This is a genomic window from Clostridium sp. OM02-18AC (genome assembly GCF_003481825.1).
GTDB lineage: Bacteria > Bacillota > Clostridia > Lachnospirales > Lachnospiraceae > Brotaphodocola.
In genome coordinates this window covers 68,367-86,061 of sequence record NZ_QULW01000012.1, presented here as the reverse complement: position 1 = coordinate 86,061, position 17,695 = coordinate 68,367, and the positions used below count along the sequence as shown (strand labels likewise).

Below are 17,695 nucleotides of genomic sequence, written 5' to 3'. Positions count from 1 at the left end.
TTTTCCTCCTTCTGCTTTACCCTTAGTTACCTTTTGTCTCGGCAGCTGACTCAGTGCTTTCTGCATTTTCGGCGGTCTGTGCGCCATCTGCTGCACCGCCCTCAGCATTCTGTGCATCGCTTTCCGAATCAATGGAAGCCGCTGCAGCCGGATCTGCCTTCTGTACCTGGGAACCCTCATAAAGTTCAGAGCTCCAGGTCGTGATGACTTCATCGGAAGCATTGATTCCGGAAAGGATCTGTGCCTTCTCAGAATCATAAAGACCAACCTCAACCGGAACATAATGTACGGTTCCGTTGTCGTATGTATACACGTAAGCATCTCCACCGGAATAGTAAACCGCATCAACCGGAATGGTCAGCACGTTATCTGCACGGTCGGAAATAACGGAAAGCTTGGTGGTAGAACCGGTGGGGAGCGCATCGCCGTTTTCCACGGACGCCTTTACCTTAAAGAGTCCGGTGGAATCGTCAATCATGCTGCTGACCTCATTGATGGTGCCCTGGTAATCGGTACCATTCTTATCTACGCTGATCGGGTCGCCTACATGCAGCTCGGTTACCACCTTCTCCGGAACGGAAAAGGTGATGGACTTGCTGCCTGCGCCGGAAATCACGGCCAGAAGCACCTGGGAGGCCACATTATCGTGAACCTCAATGTTGCAGGTCTCCACCTTGCCGGAAATCGGTGCAGTCACGTTTGCAAATTCCACCTGATAATCATAGTTCAGCTTTGCGGAATCATAGGAGATCTGGGCATTCTTGGCCTGAGTCTGGGCCTGCTCAAACGCTACACTTGCGATATCGCCTGCAGCAAACAGGGCCTGCTGGCGGTTTAAGTTGGTGTTCGCGTCATTCATAGCCTGCTGTGCAGATTCCATCTGGAGTCTTGCTGCCTCCACCTGCTTGGTATCGATCTTGCAGATCGGCTGTCCCTCCTGGACCATGTCGCCTGCTTTCACAAACACGTCGGTGATCTCACCGGCTGCCTTCGGGTAAATATAGACCACATCAGACGGCTCTACCTTGCCCACCAGACTGCGGTACAGTTCAATGCTTCCAGTCTTTGGACTTTCCACATTTACAACCGGGATCAAGGTTTCCTCTTCGGTCTGCTTGCCGCGGGTCAGGCTAAGACCTGCCACAACCGCAATCGCCGCAACTACCACTCCTGCAATTACTACTTTCTTTTTCATAGCTGTCTCCTCTTATCCTCGTCTTTTTGTAACTGTTCAGTACCTTCACAGTTACGTCTTTTTTACTTTTATGGGTTATTTCTGCTGCCGGGCACGCTTACGTGAACAGCAGCTTATTTTTTTAACACGCCATACTTTAATACTTCCATCGCATCCCGGTAGCGGATCCGGATTGCTTCCAGATCATCCGGGTCCTGATAGTAAGCCCGGATAGCCAGAAGAAGGGATACCATACCGAGCTGCATCACGGTATCAAGTTTCTGTTCCGACTGCACTGCAAAATCCTCCAGGCGGATCTTCTTCAAAAACCATTGTACGGGGGACTGTTCTGGTTTTATTCCTCTCACCGGCGGCTTGCAGCCAAATTCAATACCAAATGCACTGGTATTCTCCTGGTAGGAAAATACATGCTTCACCACCTCGATCATTTCCTTCGACTCCGTCAGCTGGCGGATCGTAAATTCAAACAGCCAGTCTAACATGGCAAAGAAATCACCGCCGTTACGGTTCAGCTCGCTTTCACAATAATCCTTGAGCTGAGCGGCATGATCCTCAAATATATAGCGGACCACATCCTGCTTATCCTCGAAATACGTATAAAAGCTTCCGCGGGAAATATCCGCATTCTGAATGATCTGGTTAATAGAAGCCTTATCAAACGGGACTCTTGCAAATTCCTTGATGGCTGCTTCCCGGATGATCTGCTTTTTCGCTTCCGGAAGACGGTAAAATCGCTCCGTAGGCATGCTTTGCACCTCCTTTTTGTCATTTTTGTGACAATCTGTCACTTTTTTACGTGACAATATGTCACATTATAATGACAGGCTGTCACTTTGTCAAGCATCTGACTTTAAATTTATCATTTCTTTACACTTTTCTTACGGCTGCATGCAACCAAAGCTTTGTGTTTTCTGTTACAATAACGGCAAACAAGCAATCATTTTTTTCCAGGGAATTTTCCCTGACATGCTTAATAAGCATGATAATATCTGAAATAAAAAACAGAGGAAGTTTATGGATACCAGACAAATCGAATATATCTTAAAGATCGCGGAAGAAAATAACATTACCAAAGCGGCAGAAAAACTGTTTCTGACCCAGTCCGCCTTAAACCAGCAGCTTTTAAAGCTGGAGCGCGAACTCGGCACCCCGCTGTTCCAGCGCACGAAAAACAAATGGTGTCTGACCGATGCCGGGCGCATCTACGTGGAAGGTGCCAAAAAAATGATGCAGATCAAGAAAAACACCTATAACCAGCTTTACGATGTCTCCCGTCTGTGCAAAGGCACCTTAAACATCGGTCTGTGTCCCAGCCGGGGGCTCGACATGTTTACCGCCATTTACCCGGAACTGCACCGTTCCATGCCAAATCTCACGATACGCCCTCTGGAAATGCGGGTATCCGCCCAGCAGGCTGCCATTGCCTCCGGAGATCTGGATATCAGTTTTCAGGTTCTCTCCCGATCAGACTGGTCTAAAAACCAGTACCAGATCCTGGGAAGCGAAGAACTGATCCTCATCATACCGGCGATCCATCCGATTGCCCAGAAAGCTGCACCGCCCGGTGAACCGCTTGCCACACTGGATTTAAGTGAGATTCGCTATGAGCCCTTTGTGCTGATGGACCGCAATTCCACACTCCGCTCACTCTGCGACCAGATTTTTGCCCGCAGCGCTTTTCAGCCGGATATCCTGTTTGAGAGCAACAGTACTGCCGGAATCGTATCCCTCGTCGAATCCACGATCTGCTGCGGGATTGTCCCCTGGTACTATGTGCGAAATCCATCTGAAAAACTGGTCTGCTTCCGTCTTCCCGGACACCCCAGCTGGGATGTTACCGTCAGCTATGCCACCTCCGGTTACTTAAGCGTCGGCGCCCGGGAATTCATCCGACTCGCAGACAACTGGTGGAAGGGGATACAGCCGGAGCGGATCTGAACGAATACTATCATGAACGTAACAGGACCGTGGAAGTTGCCGAAGGCAACTTCCACGGTCCATCGTTTTTTTAATCGTATTGTTTACATCGCGGCCTTTTTCACTTTGTATGCTTTGAGTTCTTTCACAACCGTCCATACGAGCACTCCGATCGCAATGAAGAAGAATGCATCGAAGATCGGTCTGGTGAAGAATGCACCGAAGGATTTATACTGCATGATACCTCGTCTGAGGTAGGTTTCCAGCATCTCACCGATCAGGAAGCACAGTACAAACGGTGTGGTCGGCAGGCTGAACTTATGATAAACATATCCGACGATACCAAAGATCAGAATGGACTGCACATCGAAGATACGATTGTTGGTTGCATAGGCACCAACACAGCACAGAACGAGGATCAGCGGAAGCAAAATGTGCTTCGGCACTTTTAATACCTGCACAAAGCCCTTGATACAGGTCCACTCAACTACCAGCATGATCACGGTACACAGCATGCAGGCTGCAAAGATTCCGTATACGACATCTGCATTTTTTACGAACAGCAGCGGTCCTGCAGAAAGGCCGTGGATTAAGAATCCGCCTAACATCATTGCGGTTACTCCGTCTCCCGGGATACCAAGTACTAAAAGCGGGATCATGGCACCGCCGATGGTCGCATTGTTTGCAGATTCGGTTGCTACGACGCCATCCGGGCAGCCCTTACCAAATTCTTCCGGATGCTTGGACATGTTCTTTGCTGTTACATAGGAAAGCATGCCGGATGTGGAACCGCCGATTCCCGGAAGGATACCGATACCGGTACCGATCAGGGCAGAGCGGAAGAAGTTCGGGAGATGGTAAACAAACTCCTGCCAGCTAAAGCCAAAGCCTTTTACCTTTTTGATCGGAATGGTATCAACACGACCGCCTTTCATACTCTCCGCGGTAACCAGGATATCTGCGATCGCGAAGATACCGATCAGAGTCGGAAGGGTATCGAATCCGGCCATCAGGTTGGTGCTTCCAAAGGTAAAACGCGGGGTGCCGTCGATTGGCGCCATACCAACCAGCGTAAACATCAGTCCGAACAGACCAGCCAAAAGTCCGCGGATCATATTTCCGGAAGAAAGGATTGCCACCATCGTCAGTGCGAAGAAGCAGATACCGAAGTTCTCAGCCGGAGTAAATTTCAGTGCGACATCTGCAAGAAGCGGTGCGCAGAATGTTAAAATAATGAAAGAGAAGATGGAGCCGAGTGCTGAGAATACAATTCCAAGTCCCAGCGCCTTCATGGCCTCGCCCCGTTTTGCCATCGGATGACCGTCAAAACAGGTTGCAATGGAAGATGCCGTACCCGGCATGTTTAACAGAATCGCGGAGATCAGGCCGCCGGAAATACCGCCAATATAAACCGCTACCAGGGTATTCATGCCCAGGGACGGAGTCATACTGAAGGTAAGCGGCAGCATCAGCGCCACAGCCATGGATGCAGAAAGTCCCGGAATCGAACCAAACACAATACCAATCGCAACACCGGCAATCATCATAAGGATGGAAACCGGATGCAAAATACCGATAAATGCATTTCCTAAAAGTCCCAATGCCTGCATAATCTTTCGTCCTCCTTATAAACTAATGGTAAAGATACCAGCCGGCAGTACGATCTTGAATCCATAACGGAACAGGAAAAATACCACCAGGGTAAACACTACGTTGATCACGAGCAGCCGGATCATGTGCTTTGCATCGCGCTCCTCATCCGGTGACAGCACTGCCATCTGCAGCATCAGATAAGCCAGGGTGGAAAGAATGAATCCTACCGGCTGAAGCACAAACACATAGATCAGCACCAGGATGATACTCGAAATCACACGCTTATAATCGCAATCCTCAGGTTCTGCGTGCTCCAGTTCCTTCCCATGCATTTTAAAATTCTTGATACTTAAAACTATCAGGATCGCTGCCAGGACGAATGTAACTGAACCAATCGCCATCGGCATGAAATCCGGTCCGATATCCATGACCTTGGATTTCGGAAGCATCTGTGCCATGATCATCAGCATGGCGGACAGTGCCATGAAAAATACGCCAACCACAATGTCTCCGTACTTTTTAAAAAACATACCTCTCATCTCCTTTTTATTTTCGGCACGGTTTTCGCCAGATCCACTTTATTCCGGATGTGTGTGCTTTCCCTGCATCCAACACCGTTTCCGTGTATTGTCCGCACTTTCCGTACCTCTTACCCGGATTATAACAACACGGTTTTCAAAATGGAAATTCGCCAAACTGTGATTCCATAAAGTTTTTCTAAGAGTTTAAATCCTGTTAAAATCCAGAATTTTCCATATAAATTCCGTAATGGAGGCATAAAGAAACCATAAAAAAAAAGATTTTCATGTTTATATTTCTAAATGTGCAGAAAAAAGTGCAAGATTTCATAATATTCCGAAATCTTGCACTTTTGTTTTTCAACTGTTCTGTTTCCGAAAATCACTGCTCCGCTGCCCTGCATCCGGTGCTTTCTACTTGCATTTTGGTTTTTGCTTTTTTGTTTGCTTTCGTTCTTTTGTTTTGTTTGCTATCGTTCTTTCGTTCCTACACATCCGCGCCCGGCATCTGGTTCAGCTCCCCGCGCATATACTTGTCCATTGCATCCGCCACCAGCTTGGCATACGCGGTTGCCTGCACAACGGTCTTGGCTCCCAGCACCACATCCCCTGCCGCAAAGATGCCCGGGTGGGTCGTCTCGCCAAAGCTGTTGGTCACAAGCAGACCATTCTCGGAAGCTTTCAGACCTTCCGTGGTATTGACCAGCTTGCTCTTCGGTCCCTGGCTGATGGAAATGATCACGCTGTCTGCCTGTACCTGAATCGGAGTTGGCTCGTATCCGCTGATCTTTCCTTCCTCATCGAAGAGAACTTTCTGAAACACCGGACCGTCATCATTGATCTCTACCGGCTGATAGCCAAATGCCAGCTCTGCACCATCGAGTTTTGCGTAGGTAGTTTCGTGCTCACTTGCCTGGCTGCTCAGTCCTCTTGCATAAAGCGTTACATGGCGGCTTCCCTTGCGCAGTGCAGTTCTCGCCACATCCATGGCGGAGTTGCCCATACCGATGATCGCCACATGATCGCCAAGGTCATAGGAATCCGGATTCGCCAGGTAATCGATCGCAAAATGAACATTTCCCAGGGATTCTCCCTTGATTCCCAGTGTCTTCGGTCTCCAGACACCGGTTCCGATGAAGATACTCTGGTAACCATCACGGAACAGATCTTTGATCTCCAGCGCTCCGCCAATCGTCGTATTCGGACGGATCTTAATACCGATCTCGCGCAGCTTTACTTTGTAGCGCTCCAGAATCGACTTCGGCAGGCGGAATGCCGGGATGCCGTACTGAAGAACCCCGCCGATCTTATCCCTGGAATCAAAAATCGTCACACCGTATCCCTTCTTTGCCAGAAGGATCGCAATGGTAATGCCTGCAGGACCCGCACCGATCACGGCAACTTTCTTTCCATTCTTCGGCTGGCAGGGAATCTGCATTTTATCAAAATAAGTATCGGAAACGTAATTTTCAATGCTGCTGATGTGGACCGGCTCACCCTTGCGTCCCAGCACGCAGTGTCCCTCACACTGCTTCTCATGGTTGCAGACCAGGGAACAGATCATGGACATCGGGTTGTTCTCAAAGAGCATCTCCCCCGCCTCATTTAAGTTTCCTTCTTTAAATGCCTTAATCATCATCGGGATCGGGGTATGGATCGGACATCCCTGCATGCACATCGGCTTCTTACAATTCAGACAACGGTTAGCTTCATCAATTACATGTACTGCCATAACATTCTCTCCCTTTTTCATTCAGCTGTCTTTTTGCAGCTTCCATTTATTCTTCATTTTTCTCAATTACATGCTTATTTTATACCTTTTGTATTCTGTATACAAGTTAAGTTAAAAAGGAAACGAGTATTTTTTAATTTCATACATACACCGAGCATTCGCCCGCAAAATTGCACAAAAACAGGCCGGATTTTCCAAAATTCCGACCTGTTTTCCTACTTTTTCGCCTTTCTTCAAGCTCGTTAATTAACGAACGTTCCGCGTTTTCCCGCGCTGCTTTTCTGCGCCTGCACATTACCTTCTGCGCTTGCAGCTTTACTTTCCGCTCTCGCGCTTCACTTCCTGCTCTGCCGCATACAGAAGCCCCTTCATATATCCAGTGGAATATCCGTACGCACCCGCCATTCCTCCGAATTCCGGAACGCCGTGGGATGCGTGGTCTACCGAAATCAGGGCGTCGCAGCCGCAGCGCACCAACTGCTTCATGATCTCATACATGTCTGCGTAGCCATCTTCCAGAAGTACTTCCTCAAAATATGGCATCGGAGCACTTAAGTTGCGGAAATGGACAGCCAGCACCTTGCCCTGCTCCACAAAATAACGGATGTCTTCCATCAGGTTGCCAAACTGCTCCCCTGCTTCCAGCCAGCAGCCCACGCAAAGTTTCATGCCCAGATACGGGCTGTTTCCAGCCAGTTCAAATGCACGCTTAAAGCCATCGCTGTTGTAAATGAGGCTCGGTACTCCCATGACACAGGCAGCTGGCGGATCATTCGGGTGAAGCGCCATCTTTACACCGGCTTTCTCACATACCGGGAGTGTCCGGTCCAGAAAATATTTGAAATTATCCCAGATTTCTTCTTCCGAATAAACCCGTCCATGGCTCGCCTCCCGCTTTGCGATCTCCTCCATGTCTACGATCCCGCTGACAGAACCGCGGGTATGTTCTCCTACCCTCTTGTAGGAACGCACTGCACCGTCCGGCTGCCATGCCAGGGAGCAGACCGGAATCTTACACTGTCCCATAACCGTAGTAAACTGGTTATAGCGCGCAATCTGCTCGTCCCGGCCTTCCAGTCCCAGATGAATGATCGGGTTTTTAAACACGGAAAAGCTTCCTGCGTCCGTAATCTTCAGATCAAACTTTGCCATGCGCTCCTGCAGGCGGGACACACGCTCATAATCCCAGTCGTTTTCGTGAAACATGACCGAGATATACTCCACGCCCATCTCCCGGTAAAACTGAAGTTCTGCATCGCTGGCAGTTGACCACATCGGTACCTGTACTTTCATCATATTTCTGATCCTCTTCTTTCTTTTTGGGATTTGCTTTTTTACTCTGTTACAATCTACTTTTTGAAAAAGCCGACTCTGTTGTTTTGTGCAGCAAAGTCGGCTTTGAAACTGTCATATTTTAGATTTTATTTCAGATTTTTGTCAAAGAACGCACAGATAATCTCCTTGGTCTCCGGCTGGAAGAACTCTTTGGTTCCATGTCCGGCGCCTGCAAGAATGTAAAGATCTGCACGGTCCTCCATGCCTGCCTCCACGATCTTATCATAGAATTCCTCACTGATGGAGCACGGAACCAGCTTATCGCAGTCCCCATGCAAAATCAGCATCGGACTCATCTCTTTCGTCAGGATATATGGCGGGCAGAACTCTTTGGAACGCTCTCTTAAGGTTGCCGGGTCTCCGCCCATCAGTGCTCCCTCATGCGTCTCCGCCATGGATTTCCAGCGGAAATTCGGGTTGGTGGCAATCTCATGCTCATCAATCTCGATCAGCTTTAAGAAATCAACCGGTCCGAACATATCGCAGCAAGCCTGCACTTCGGAAGAATAGCCGCTCCACTCTTCACTCTCATACAGATCGGAGTTCATGGCAGCCAGTGCAGAAAGATGTCCGCCTGCAGATCTGCCGATGATACCGATGCGGTCCGGATCAATCTCATACTCATCTGCATGGGCACGCAGGAAACGGATCGCAGTCTTTACGTCGATGATCTGGGAGGGCATATGTGCTTCGGCACTGCTGCGGTAATACATGGAAGCAACCACGTATCCGGCATCTGCTAAAAATGCCATCTCCGCTACCATCAGGTTCTTATCGCATCCACGGTATCCGCCGCCCGGAACCCACAGAATTGCCGGCTTCGGAGTCTTGTCGTCTGCCTCATCGTCATGTCCGGATGCCAGACGCATCTCGCTGTTTCCGTTCTGCAGCATGATGGACATCTTCAGCTCCATCTCGTTGCCTTCGAGATCTTTCTGTCTGGAATATACGATATTATCAATAAAGTTAATGCTCTTTCTTGCCCTGCCCGGTTTGATTACTTTTTTCATAATTCCGGCTCCTTTCTGCCTGCCTCACTTATGCTTACATCATTTTATAAATCTTAATATTGACACCACGGACTCCGTCTACGGTGCTTCCGGAAAGACTTCCGACATAGACACCATAGTTCAGCCACTCATATTTTCCTCTTGGTGCATGGAAGGATGGACGGGTCTGGATGACGCTGTTCTTCTCCTGGTCTGCATATTTATAGCCAAGGTTTTCGATGGCAATGTAAACACCGTCATCGGTCTGAAGCAAATATTTTGCGAATACGGTTCTGGAGCTTACGGTATCCTCCGTGTCTCCGCCGACTCCCATATTCCAGTCTGCACCGCCCGGTACAACACGACCACGGAGCTTCTCGCCCTCAAAATGGCCGCCTTTGATCTGGATCACCTTTAAAAATCCCCAGTCATTGCCTCCGACAACCAGTCTGTCCTCCTCCGGACAATCTGCACGAAGCTCCATAACCAGTTCTGCATCTAACTGAACGTTCATCGATTGTTTCCTCCATTCTACAGGGATGCCTGTTTGATCGTATTAATTACGAGCTGCTGTCCTTCTTCCCACTCATCCGTGCAGTGAACGATGAAGCCGTGGTAAGAATTTAAGAAGCATTTCTGGGTAACTTTTACTCCGGCCAATACCAGACGTTTTGCATAGTCTGCATCCTCGAAACGGAAATTATCATGTCCGGCACTGGTGATCAGCGCTTCCGGAAGCCCTTTTAACATCTCATCGGTTGCTAAAAGCGGGCTGCAGTACGGATCCTTTAAGGTTTCCGGATTTCCGTCTGTGTAAGCAAGGCTGAACATTCTGCCGCGCTCTACCGGGATCATGTTGGTTGCTGCCTCCGGCTTGTCTGCCGGGTCAGTTACCATATCGAATGCGCCATAATCCAGAACCTGCAGGCAGAACTGGAACTCTTTGGTCTGGTTTGCCTTTAAGCAGACAGCGGCAGTCAGGTTTGCACCTGCGCTGTGTCCGCCCATGGATACGCGTCTGCTGTCCGCATCCCAGTGCTCCAGCATGGAAAATACCCATCTGCATACTTCATAGGTCTCGTTGAATGCCTTCGGGTACGGATACTCCGGAGCCAGGCTGTAATCCACATCCACAACGATTCCCTGGATCGCATCTGCCACCTTTGCAGAGTAGATCTCATCTCTCAGTACATGCGGGCGTACAAATCCGCCGCCGTGTACATTGATATGTACCGGGCAGTTTTTGGTACGGTTTTTCGCTGTAAAGATATAGCATGGAACCGGTCCCTCGGAAGTTGTTACTTTGACTTCTTCGCGCTCAGCCAGGTCCAGGTTCTTTTTGTATTCCTCGGTAATGTTCTCTTTTGCCACACTCTTGCCGCGGAGTGCCGCGATCATGGTCTCTTTTTGTTCCTGTGTCAGCATCACTTGTCCTCCATTCATGTCATTCAACGTATTCTGATTTCTGATTTATTCTGTCTTTCTCAATTTTTCTAATTTTCTTAACGATTTTCCGATTTTTGGCAGTAAGAAAGCCGAAGCCTATTTCTAGCTCCGGCTTCTCACCTTATCTCACTGCTGTTCTAAAAACAGTTTGGTTTACATCTCTTGTTGCCGACCTATACCGACACCCATTCTGCCTAGTTTGCTGCTGCTTTCCGTTTCTTCAGCATTTTTGTGATGATCGGTCCAACCACACTGTAAACAGCGATCAGGATGAAGATCAGGGAAATCGGACGGGTTACGAAAGAAGTCATATCGCCTCTTGCGTAAGAGCAGCCCATACGGAAGTAACTCTCAATCTTGCTTCCCAGAATGAATGCAAGCATTAACGGGGTACCCGGCATCTTGAAGAACTCCATCAGGATACCAACGGCACCGAATACCAGTACCAGGTAAACACTGAACATCGAGGTAGATGCGGAGTAAGCACCTAAGAAGCAGATCATGAGGATCGCGCTGTAAAGGTAATGGTACGGAGCCTTTAACAGCATTGGGAACCAGCGTTTGGTAAACAGCTCGGTTACAAAGATGAGGATTGCAGATACCAGTATGGTTGCAAAGATCAGGTTTGCAAGGAGCGGGTTGTTCTTAATGAACATCGGGCCTGCCTGCAGTCCGTGAATGGTCATGGCAGACATTAACAGTACGGTGGTTGCATCGCCAGGGATACCAAGAGCGATCATCGGGATGATTGCGCCGCCGACACCTGCGTTGTTTGCAACCTCGGTTGCCCAGATACCTTCATCGATACCGGTACCGAACTTCTCCGGATGTTTGCTCATCTTCTTTGCCTGGCCATAAGCGATCAGGTTGGAGATACCGGAACCCATGCCCGGAAGGAAGCCGATCCACAGACCAATGAACAGGGAAGTGATAATAGTCTTTAAGTTTGCTTTGAAATCTTTAAAGCTAAGTCCAAATCCCTTTAAGGAACCTGCATCTACTTCCGGCATATCCAGATTGTTCTTTGCGTAGCTGGTTGCTACCTGCTGCAGTGCGAAAGTACCCATCAGAAGGCAGACAACGTTGATACCGCCATACAGGTTGGTATTCTTAAAGGTGAAACGAAGCTGGTTGGTAACCATATCGGAACCAATGGTAGAAAGCCACAGACCAAAGAATGCAGCTAACAGACCTTTGAAAATGGAACCGTTGCTTAAACCAACTACCATGGTGATTGCCATCAGGCAAAGGCTGAAGTACTCCCACGGTCCAAGCATCAGGGCAACATCTGCAATGAAGGTAGAGCAGAGGGTTGCAACGATGATAGAAACCAGGGTACCGATAAAGGAACCAGTGATACCGATGGTCAGCGCACGTGCTGCCTGACCTTTCTGGGTCATCGGATAACCATCATAACAGGTACCGATGGAAGCTGCGGAACCAGGGATTCCGACTAATACTGCTGCGATGAAAGAACCGGATACACCGCCGACATACATACCAAGCAGCATTGCAAAGCTTAAGTTTGTGTTTAATGCGAACGTCATCGGCAGGATCAGGGTGATACCAAGACCGCCGGAAAGACCAGGGATTGCACCAAGTACACAGCCGACCAGGGAACACAGGTACATCATGATGAAGTTCATCGGCTGGAACAAAACGCCAAGTGCTGAAAGATAACTAGCCATTTTCTATTTCCTCCTTCTTGCTTACGGCATCTTAATGCCAAGGGAACTCCAGATCAAACCCTTCGGAAGCGGGATGTTGAAGCCCTTGGTAAATCCGAAGTAGCACAGGCTGCCCAGTGCAATGCTGAATACGATTGCAAATACAAGGTTGATCTTCTTGTCCACTTTCAGGGTCATGATGAACATCATCATGCCAACCATGGCAGTGATCCAGAAACCAATTACGTTCATGGCTACGCAGAATACGATACACTCAACCATGATCAGTGCCAGACGTTTCCATCCTGCTGCATCCAGGTAAGGAGCAGCGCCATTTTTGTTATCTTCTGCTTCTTTTTTACCATCGAAGATCATGGACAGAACTGCCATGACGATCATGCCGATCGCGGAAATGTACGGGAACAGCTTTGGTCCCGGCTCGTTGGAAACCAGTTTTTCCGGAATCTGTGTGGTCTGGAACAGAACCCACAGAGCCAGAATGATAAACACAATACCCATGATATAGGTACGATTCAATTTTTTCATAGGAAATCTCTCCTTAAAAAGAAATCCGGCTGCCCGTAAGGACAGCCGGACATGTTTTTTAGTTTCGTTTCTGTTCGGTTCTTTAGCGAACCTTCAGACCCATGGAAGATACAAGGTCATCCTGGAATGCCCACTCGTCATCCAGAGCTTTCTTGGTATCCTCATAGTTTACAGCTGCAATGTAGGTAGCCATGGAGTTGTTGCCATCGATGAAGGACTGAACTTCGCTGGCTTTGCACAGAGCCTCGTTGATTGCCTCGCAGATCTCATCCGGAGTATCCTTCGGAGCCAGTACATAGTAGTTGGAATCCCAGGTTACATCGATACCCTGCTCCTGGGTAGTAGCGAACTTCTCATCCAGCTCAGTACCAACCAGCTCACTCATGTTCTCAAGGGTTGCTACTTTCGGTCCAAGGCTTCCCAGTACGGTAATCTTGTTGTCAGCATCATAAGACTCTGCGTTCGGGATAGAGCAGTTTGCAATATCGATAGAACCTGCTGCAACGTTGGTCAGCTTATCAGCCTCGGAAGAGCACTGTACATAGTTTACGGAGTTTGCATCACCGGTCAGAGCCTCAACCAGGGAAGTGAAGAGCACCTGGGTGGTACCGCCTAAGGAACAACCGATAACTACCTGACCTGGGTTAGCTTTGATATAATCAGCCAGCTCTGCAAAGTTTTTGTACGGAGCGCCCGGTTTTGCGATGATGGCCTGCGGACCGCCCTGGTTCATGATACCAACAACCTTTAAGTCATCTTTGATGTTAACTTCAGAAGAACCAGCAAGATACTGGATGATAGCGCCGCCGTGGCAAGTAACCAGGGTTAAGCCGTCTGCTGCTGCGTTCTTGGTGTGCTCCATACCAACTTCACCGGTATCGTAGTTGGTTACAACGAAGTTTACGCCTGGGCAAACCTCGCCAAGAGCCTGGGTTAAATAACGGGTGTACAGGTCAGTACCGCCGCCTGCTTTTGCCGGAACGTCGATGTAAACGTTGTCGCCGGATTTCCACGGACCTACTGCATCGCCTGCTGCTGCGGTATCGCCGCCCTCTGCTTTGCTCTCTGCTGCTGCAGCGGTCGTTGCTGCTGCAGTGGTCTCAGAGCTTGAGGATGATCCGCATCCTGCAAGGCTTACTGCGGTCAGACATGCTGCCATAGCTGCTGCAAATAATCTGTTCTTTTTCATAGTGTTTTCTCCCTCTCCTTTTTTCTAATTCATAACAAATAATTATAGTTTTTCCCGATTACCTGTTATGAAAAAATTTACGATTTTGTTTCTGATGAGTCAATCTGTATTTCTTTTCTCATCTATGTCTGTATTATAATACACAATATGACGATTGACAAACAGGTTAATTTTATATATCATATAAGTAAAAGTTATACATCGTTGCTCCTGCGTTTTGCACACAGCGATGCTTGTTATGGAGGCTGTCACATGAATACCAGACAACTTACTTATGTGCTTTCGATCGCCGAAACCGGCAGTCTGTCTGCTGCTGCCAAAGAACTCGGAGTATCCCAGCCGGCGCTCAGCAAATACCTGGCAGAACTGGAAGACGAACTGGGAACGGAATTATTCCTTCGTTATAAAAAACAGCTGTATCCAACCGCTGCAGGGAAAATCTATCTGGAAGCCGCTACCCGTATCATCGGTGTGAAAGAGCAGACATATCAGATGATTTCCGAGCTCTCCAACGGTTACCAGAAAACCTTGCACATTGGCGTGACTCCGCTGCGCGGTTCCATCGCCATCGCCCAGATCTTCAACCAGTTTCACCGCCGTTACCCCAATGTAAAAATCGAGATGAAAGAAGGTTATATGGCAGGACTGCGCCGCGCCATCCAGGACCACAGCGTCGAACTGGCACTTGGCACCTGCAACGACCCGGACGAACCCGATATCATCCATACTTCTTTCCATGAAGAAGAACTGGTTCTTTTCGTTCCTTCCTTCCATCCTCTTGCCTACCAGGCAAGCCAGGACCTCGATCACCTGACCGCGATCGATATCCGTAAATTTCAGGACACCCCGTTCCTGCTCGCTACGGAAAATTCAACCATACGACAGACTGCAGATATGATCTTTCAGCAAAACCAGATGCAGCCGACCGTCGTTTATGAATCCGACAACAACCTGATCCTAAAGCACATGGCAGACCAGGGCGCCGGTGTAGCGCTGCTTGGACGCGGTCATGTGGAGCCTTCCAAAAACCTGGTCTACTTTTCTTTGAAACCGTCTTATTCCGTGCATATGACCATCATGTCCGCTCCCGATCACATTCTGAGCGAGGAAGAACGTTTCCTGATCTATTTAAACTATCTGCAGGAAAGCAAACGGGCAAATTACCGTTTCAATCCGAATGCCAATGCCAAAAGACTTTTAGAAGAATACGAATTATATGATACGGAACGGAGAACCCACACATGGACACCAAAATCTTAGAATATGTCATTGCCATTGCAGAAGAAAAAAGTCTCAGTAAGGCAGCCGAGCGTCTCTACCTTTCCCAGCCGGCACTCAGCCAGCGGTTAAAAAAGCTGGAAGACGAGCTTGGAACCCCGCTGTTTTTGCGGGAAAAGAACGGTCTTTCCATCACCGATGCCGGGAGAATCTATATCAATGGGGCACATTCTATCCTGCAGATCAAGCGGGAAGCCTTAAAAAAGATTTCCTCCATGAGTCGCAGTAATAAAAACACGCTCCGTTTTGCCTGCGCGACCTCATCCGCCATCGAATGTCTGCCTGCATTCCGCGAACTATATCCGGACATAGAGATTCTGTCCCAGCGCTGCAACAGCCCAAAGGCCAAGGAAGATCTGATCATGGGCAGGGCAGATCTTGGGATTGTGCTTACTGCATCCTTAGAGCACACCGTTTTGGAATATCTTCCATTGTGGACCGGAGAACTTCTACTCGCTCTCCCGGATGGTCATCCGGAAGTCTCCCAGGAAGAGATCCATGCCGGTAATTTCGAAAAACTCCGGGATGATTACTTTGTTCTCACCCACGCCCCCTCTTTTGCCCGTGACAGTGAAGAACAGATCCTCCGCGCGATGCAGCTGCAGCCCAACGTCATCTGTGAGGTCGAGGATAATGTTTCCCGCCGCTATATGTTAAACAAAGGACTTGGAAATGCGTTTGTACCAGGCGATTCCCACCACGAGGGGGACACCTTCCGCACGTATTCCCTCAATCCTCCGTTTACCTTTTACATTGTAGCCGCTTACCCAAAGACCTGTACGCTTTCTGAGCCTATGAAGCAGCTGATCCGGCTTCTGCTGACGCATTTTGAACATTCCGCACTGTAAAAAAGATTCCAACGGCTTCTACGTCTATGCCAAACCTAATCTTTGCGATACTAAAACAGTCACCAAATATATCAGCCGCTATCTTGGACGCCCTGTCATTGCCTTAAACCGCATTGATTCTTATGATGGTAAAAATGTTACTTTCCATTATCATCGCCATGAAGACAATGCTTTTGTTAAAAAATGTATCCCTGCACTGGATTTTATTTCTTTGCTCATCCACCAGAAGGTATGACAGCAAAACTCGTTAAGAACATGTCGGATTCAGACCTTTTGGATATGCACTATTTTCTAACTGAAGATGATGACTGGGATGGTGAAGAACCCGAAGAAGGTTTCTATATCGACTTCTTTCAGTAATTGTCTTGTTTTGGTGCCCGCATAAAAGCGGGCATTTTTAGTATGACTTCCTCCGAGTGGAGGAATTTCCTATCATACGAAAAAATGGCTTAAATCCGTGGGATTCAAGCCATTTTATAAGTTTCTGGTATAACGTGTGGGGTTGTTAATTAACGAACTTACTTTAAATACTTATCAAAGAATGCAATCTGCAATTCCTTCGTGGCATCCTGGAAAAACTCTCTCGTTCCATGACCTGCGCCCGGAATCACATAGTAATCCACTTTATCTTCCATACCGGCAGCCACAATCTTCTGATAAAGCGTCTCACTGCTGATCTCTACCGGAACAAGTGGGTCATTATCACCATGAAGGATCTGAATCGGGCACATATCCTGATTTACCATATTGACCGGACTTGCTTTCGCACCGCGCTCCTTCATCGTTGCCGGATCTCCTCCCAACAGACATCCTCCATGGGTTTCCTCAACACTGTGCCAGCGTGCAGACGGATTTGAAAACTGCTTTTCTTCATTTTCCATCAACGCCTTGATATCAACCGGTCCGAACATATCACAGCATGCCTGAACCTTAGAGGAATAGCCGCTCCATTCCTCACTGTCAAAACCATCCTGATTCATAGCTGCTGCTGCTGACAAATGTGCACCTGCCGAACGGCCAAAGATACCGATCTTCTCCGGATTGATCTCGAACTCCGCTGCATGAGCACGCAGAAAACGGATTGCCGTTTTCACATCGATCAGCTGATCCGGATAATGCCCCTGAGCACTGCTGCGGTAATAGATCGAAGCAACCACATATCCGGCATTTGCAAATTCTGTCATCTCCCCCAGCATCATATTCTTGTCTGTGCCTTTCCAGCCGCCGCCCGGTACCCATACCAGTGCCGGCTTCGGACTGTGATCCTCCTTCGGATCATCTTCCCCCATTGCAGCACGCATCTCACTGTTTCCATTCTGGAGCAGAACCGAAAGCTTCAGCTCCAGCGGATCCCCGTTTAAATCTTTTACCGTGGAATACACTACATTATCGACCAGAGTCAGTGTTTTTTTCTTTGTTCCCGGATTAAATATTGTTTTCAT

General features: G+C 48.5%; 18 protein-coding genes. 5 read left to right on the top strand and 13 right to left on the bottom strand.

The window, feature by feature from the left end; all coding sequences use genetic code 11:
- Positions 1-22 precede the first annotated feature (22 nt).
- Positions 23-1,195, bottom strand: a complete 1,173-nt coding sequence (locus DXB18_RS09880; RefSeq protein ID WP_118707532.1) for an efflux RND transporter periplasmic adaptor subunit — start codon at positions 1,193-1,195, stop codon at positions 23-25.
- Between the two features lie 113 nt (positions 1,196-1,308).
- Positions 1,309-1,941, bottom strand: coding sequence for a TetR family transcriptional regulator (locus DXB18_RS09875; RefSeq protein ID WP_118707530.1), 633 nt, complete (start codon positions 1,939-1,941; stop codon positions 1,309-1,311).
- 268 nt (positions 1,942-2,209) lie between these two features.
- On the opposite strand from DXB18_RS09875, the gene DXB18_RS09870 reads away from it, so the two are divergent.
- On the top strand, positions 2,210-3,133 hold the full coding sequence (locus DXB18_RS09870; protein ID WP_118541268.1) for a LysR family transcriptional regulator: 924 nt from the start codon (positions 2,210-2,212) through the stop codon (positions 3,131-3,133).
- 83 nt (positions 3,134-3,216) lie between these two features.
- On the opposite strand, the gene DXB18_RS09865 is transcribed toward DXB18_RS09870, so the two are convergent.
- From DXB18_RS09865 to DXB18_RS09820, 10 genes are all read right to left on the bottom strand, one after another.
- The gene (locus tag DXB18_RS09865) at positions 3,217-4,722 is read right to left on the bottom strand and encodes a tripartite tricarboxylate transporter permease (RefSeq protein ID WP_118541266.1); all 1,506 of its coding nucleotides are present in this window, start codon (positions 4,720-4,722) and stop codon (positions 3,217-3,219) included.
- 15 nt (positions 4,723-4,737) lie between these two features.
- Positions 4,738-5,235 (bottom strand): tripartite tricarboxylate transporter TctB family protein, encoded by a 498-nt coding sequence (locus tag DXB18_RS09860; RefSeq protein ID WP_118707528.1) that lies wholly within the window; start codon positions 5,233-5,235, stop codon positions 4,738-4,740.
- Positions 5,236-5,710: 475 nt separating this feature from the next.
- On the bottom strand, positions 5,711-6,955 hold the full coding sequence (locus tag DXB18_RS09855) for an NAD(P)-dependent oxidoreductase (protein ID WP_118707558.1): 1,245 nt from the start codon (positions 6,953-6,955) through the stop codon (positions 5,711-5,713).
- Positions 6,956-7,270: 315 nt separating this feature from the next.
- The gene (locus tag DXB18_RS09850; protein ID WP_118541262.1) at positions 7,271-8,251 is read right to left on the bottom strand and encodes a mannonate dehydratase; all 981 of its coding nucleotides are present in this window, start codon (positions 8,249-8,251) and stop codon (positions 7,271-7,273) included.
- A 125-nt stretch (positions 8,252-8,376) separates the two neighbouring features.
- Positions 8,377-9,300: an alpha/beta hydrolase gene (locus DXB18_RS09845; RefSeq protein ID WP_118707526.1), complete on the bottom strand. Its 924-nt coding sequence runs from the start codon at positions 9,298-9,300 to the stop codon at positions 8,377-8,379.
- A gap of 34 nt (positions 9,301-9,334) precedes the next feature.
- A complete protein-coding gene (locus tag DXB18_RS09840) occupies positions 9,335-9,793 on the bottom strand; it encodes a DUF3237 domain-containing protein (RefSeq protein ID WP_118707524.1) in 459 nt (152 codons plus the stop codon).
- A gap of 17 nt (positions 9,794-9,810) precedes the next feature.
- On the bottom strand, positions 9,811-10,704 hold the full coding sequence (locus DXB18_RS09835; protein WP_243103317.1) for an alpha/beta hydrolase: 894 nt from the start codon (positions 10,702-10,704) through the stop codon (positions 9,811-9,813).
- A 215-nt stretch (positions 10,705-10,919) separates the two neighbouring features.
- A complete protein-coding gene (locus DXB18_RS09830) occupies positions 10,920-12,413 on the bottom strand; it encodes a tripartite tricarboxylate transporter permease (protein WP_118541256.1) in 1,494 nt (497 codons plus the stop codon).
- Between the two features lie 21 nt (positions 12,414-12,434).
- On the bottom strand, positions 12,435-12,938 hold the full coding sequence (locus tag DXB18_RS09825; protein ID WP_118531648.1) for a tripartite tricarboxylate transporter TctB family protein: 504 nt from the start codon (positions 12,936-12,938) through the stop codon (positions 12,435-12,437).
- An 82-nt stretch (positions 12,939-13,020) separates the two neighbouring features.
- On the bottom strand, positions 13,021-14,127 hold the full coding sequence (locus tag DXB18_RS09820) for a tripartite tricarboxylate transporter substrate-binding protein (protein WP_118541254.1): 1,107 nt from the start codon (positions 14,125-14,127) through the stop codon (positions 13,021-13,023).
- A 252-nt stretch (positions 14,128-14,379) separates the two neighbouring features.
- Between DXB18_RS09820 and DXB18_RS09815 the strand changes: the two genes are divergently transcribed.
- The 4 genes from DXB18_RS09815 to DXB18_RS16725 are packed head-to-tail and all read left to right on the top strand — an operon-like array spanning position 14,380 to position 16,613.
- On the top strand, positions 14,380-15,387 hold the full coding sequence (locus tag DXB18_RS09815) for a LysR family transcriptional regulator (RefSeq protein WP_182430538.1): 1,008 nt from the start codon (positions 14,380-14,382) through the stop codon (positions 15,385-15,387).
- Positions 15,369-16,253, top strand: a complete 885-nt coding sequence (locus DXB18_RS09810) for a LysR family transcriptional regulator (RefSeq protein WP_118531643.1) — start codon at positions 15,369-15,371, stop codon at positions 16,251-16,253. Before DXB18_RS09815 ends, DXB18_RS09810 begins: the two co-directional genes overlap by 19 nt.
- The gene (locus DXB18_RS16185) at positions 16,234-16,488 is read left to right on the top strand and encodes a transposase (protein ID WP_243024773.1); all 255 of its coding nucleotides are present in this window, start codon (positions 16,234-16,236) and stop codon (positions 16,486-16,488) included. Before DXB18_RS09810 ends, DXB18_RS16185 begins: the two co-directional genes overlap by 20 nt.
- Positions 16,485-16,613, top strand: a complete 129-nt coding sequence (locus DXB18_RS16725; protein WP_279220844.1) for a hypothetical protein — start codon at positions 16,485-16,487, stop codon at positions 16,611-16,613. Before DXB18_RS16185 ends, DXB18_RS16725 begins: the two co-directional genes overlap by 4 nt.
- A gap of 158 nt (positions 16,614-16,771) precedes the next feature.
- Here the strand turns inward: DXB18_RS16725 and DXB18_RS09800 are convergent, their stop codons facing one another.
- Positions 16,772-17,695 carry an alpha/beta hydrolase gene (locus DXB18_RS09800; RefSeq protein WP_118531642.1) on the bottom strand — a complete coding sequence of 308 codons (924 nt, stop codon included), beginning with the start codon at positions 17,693-17,695 and terminating at the stop codon, positions 16,772-16,774.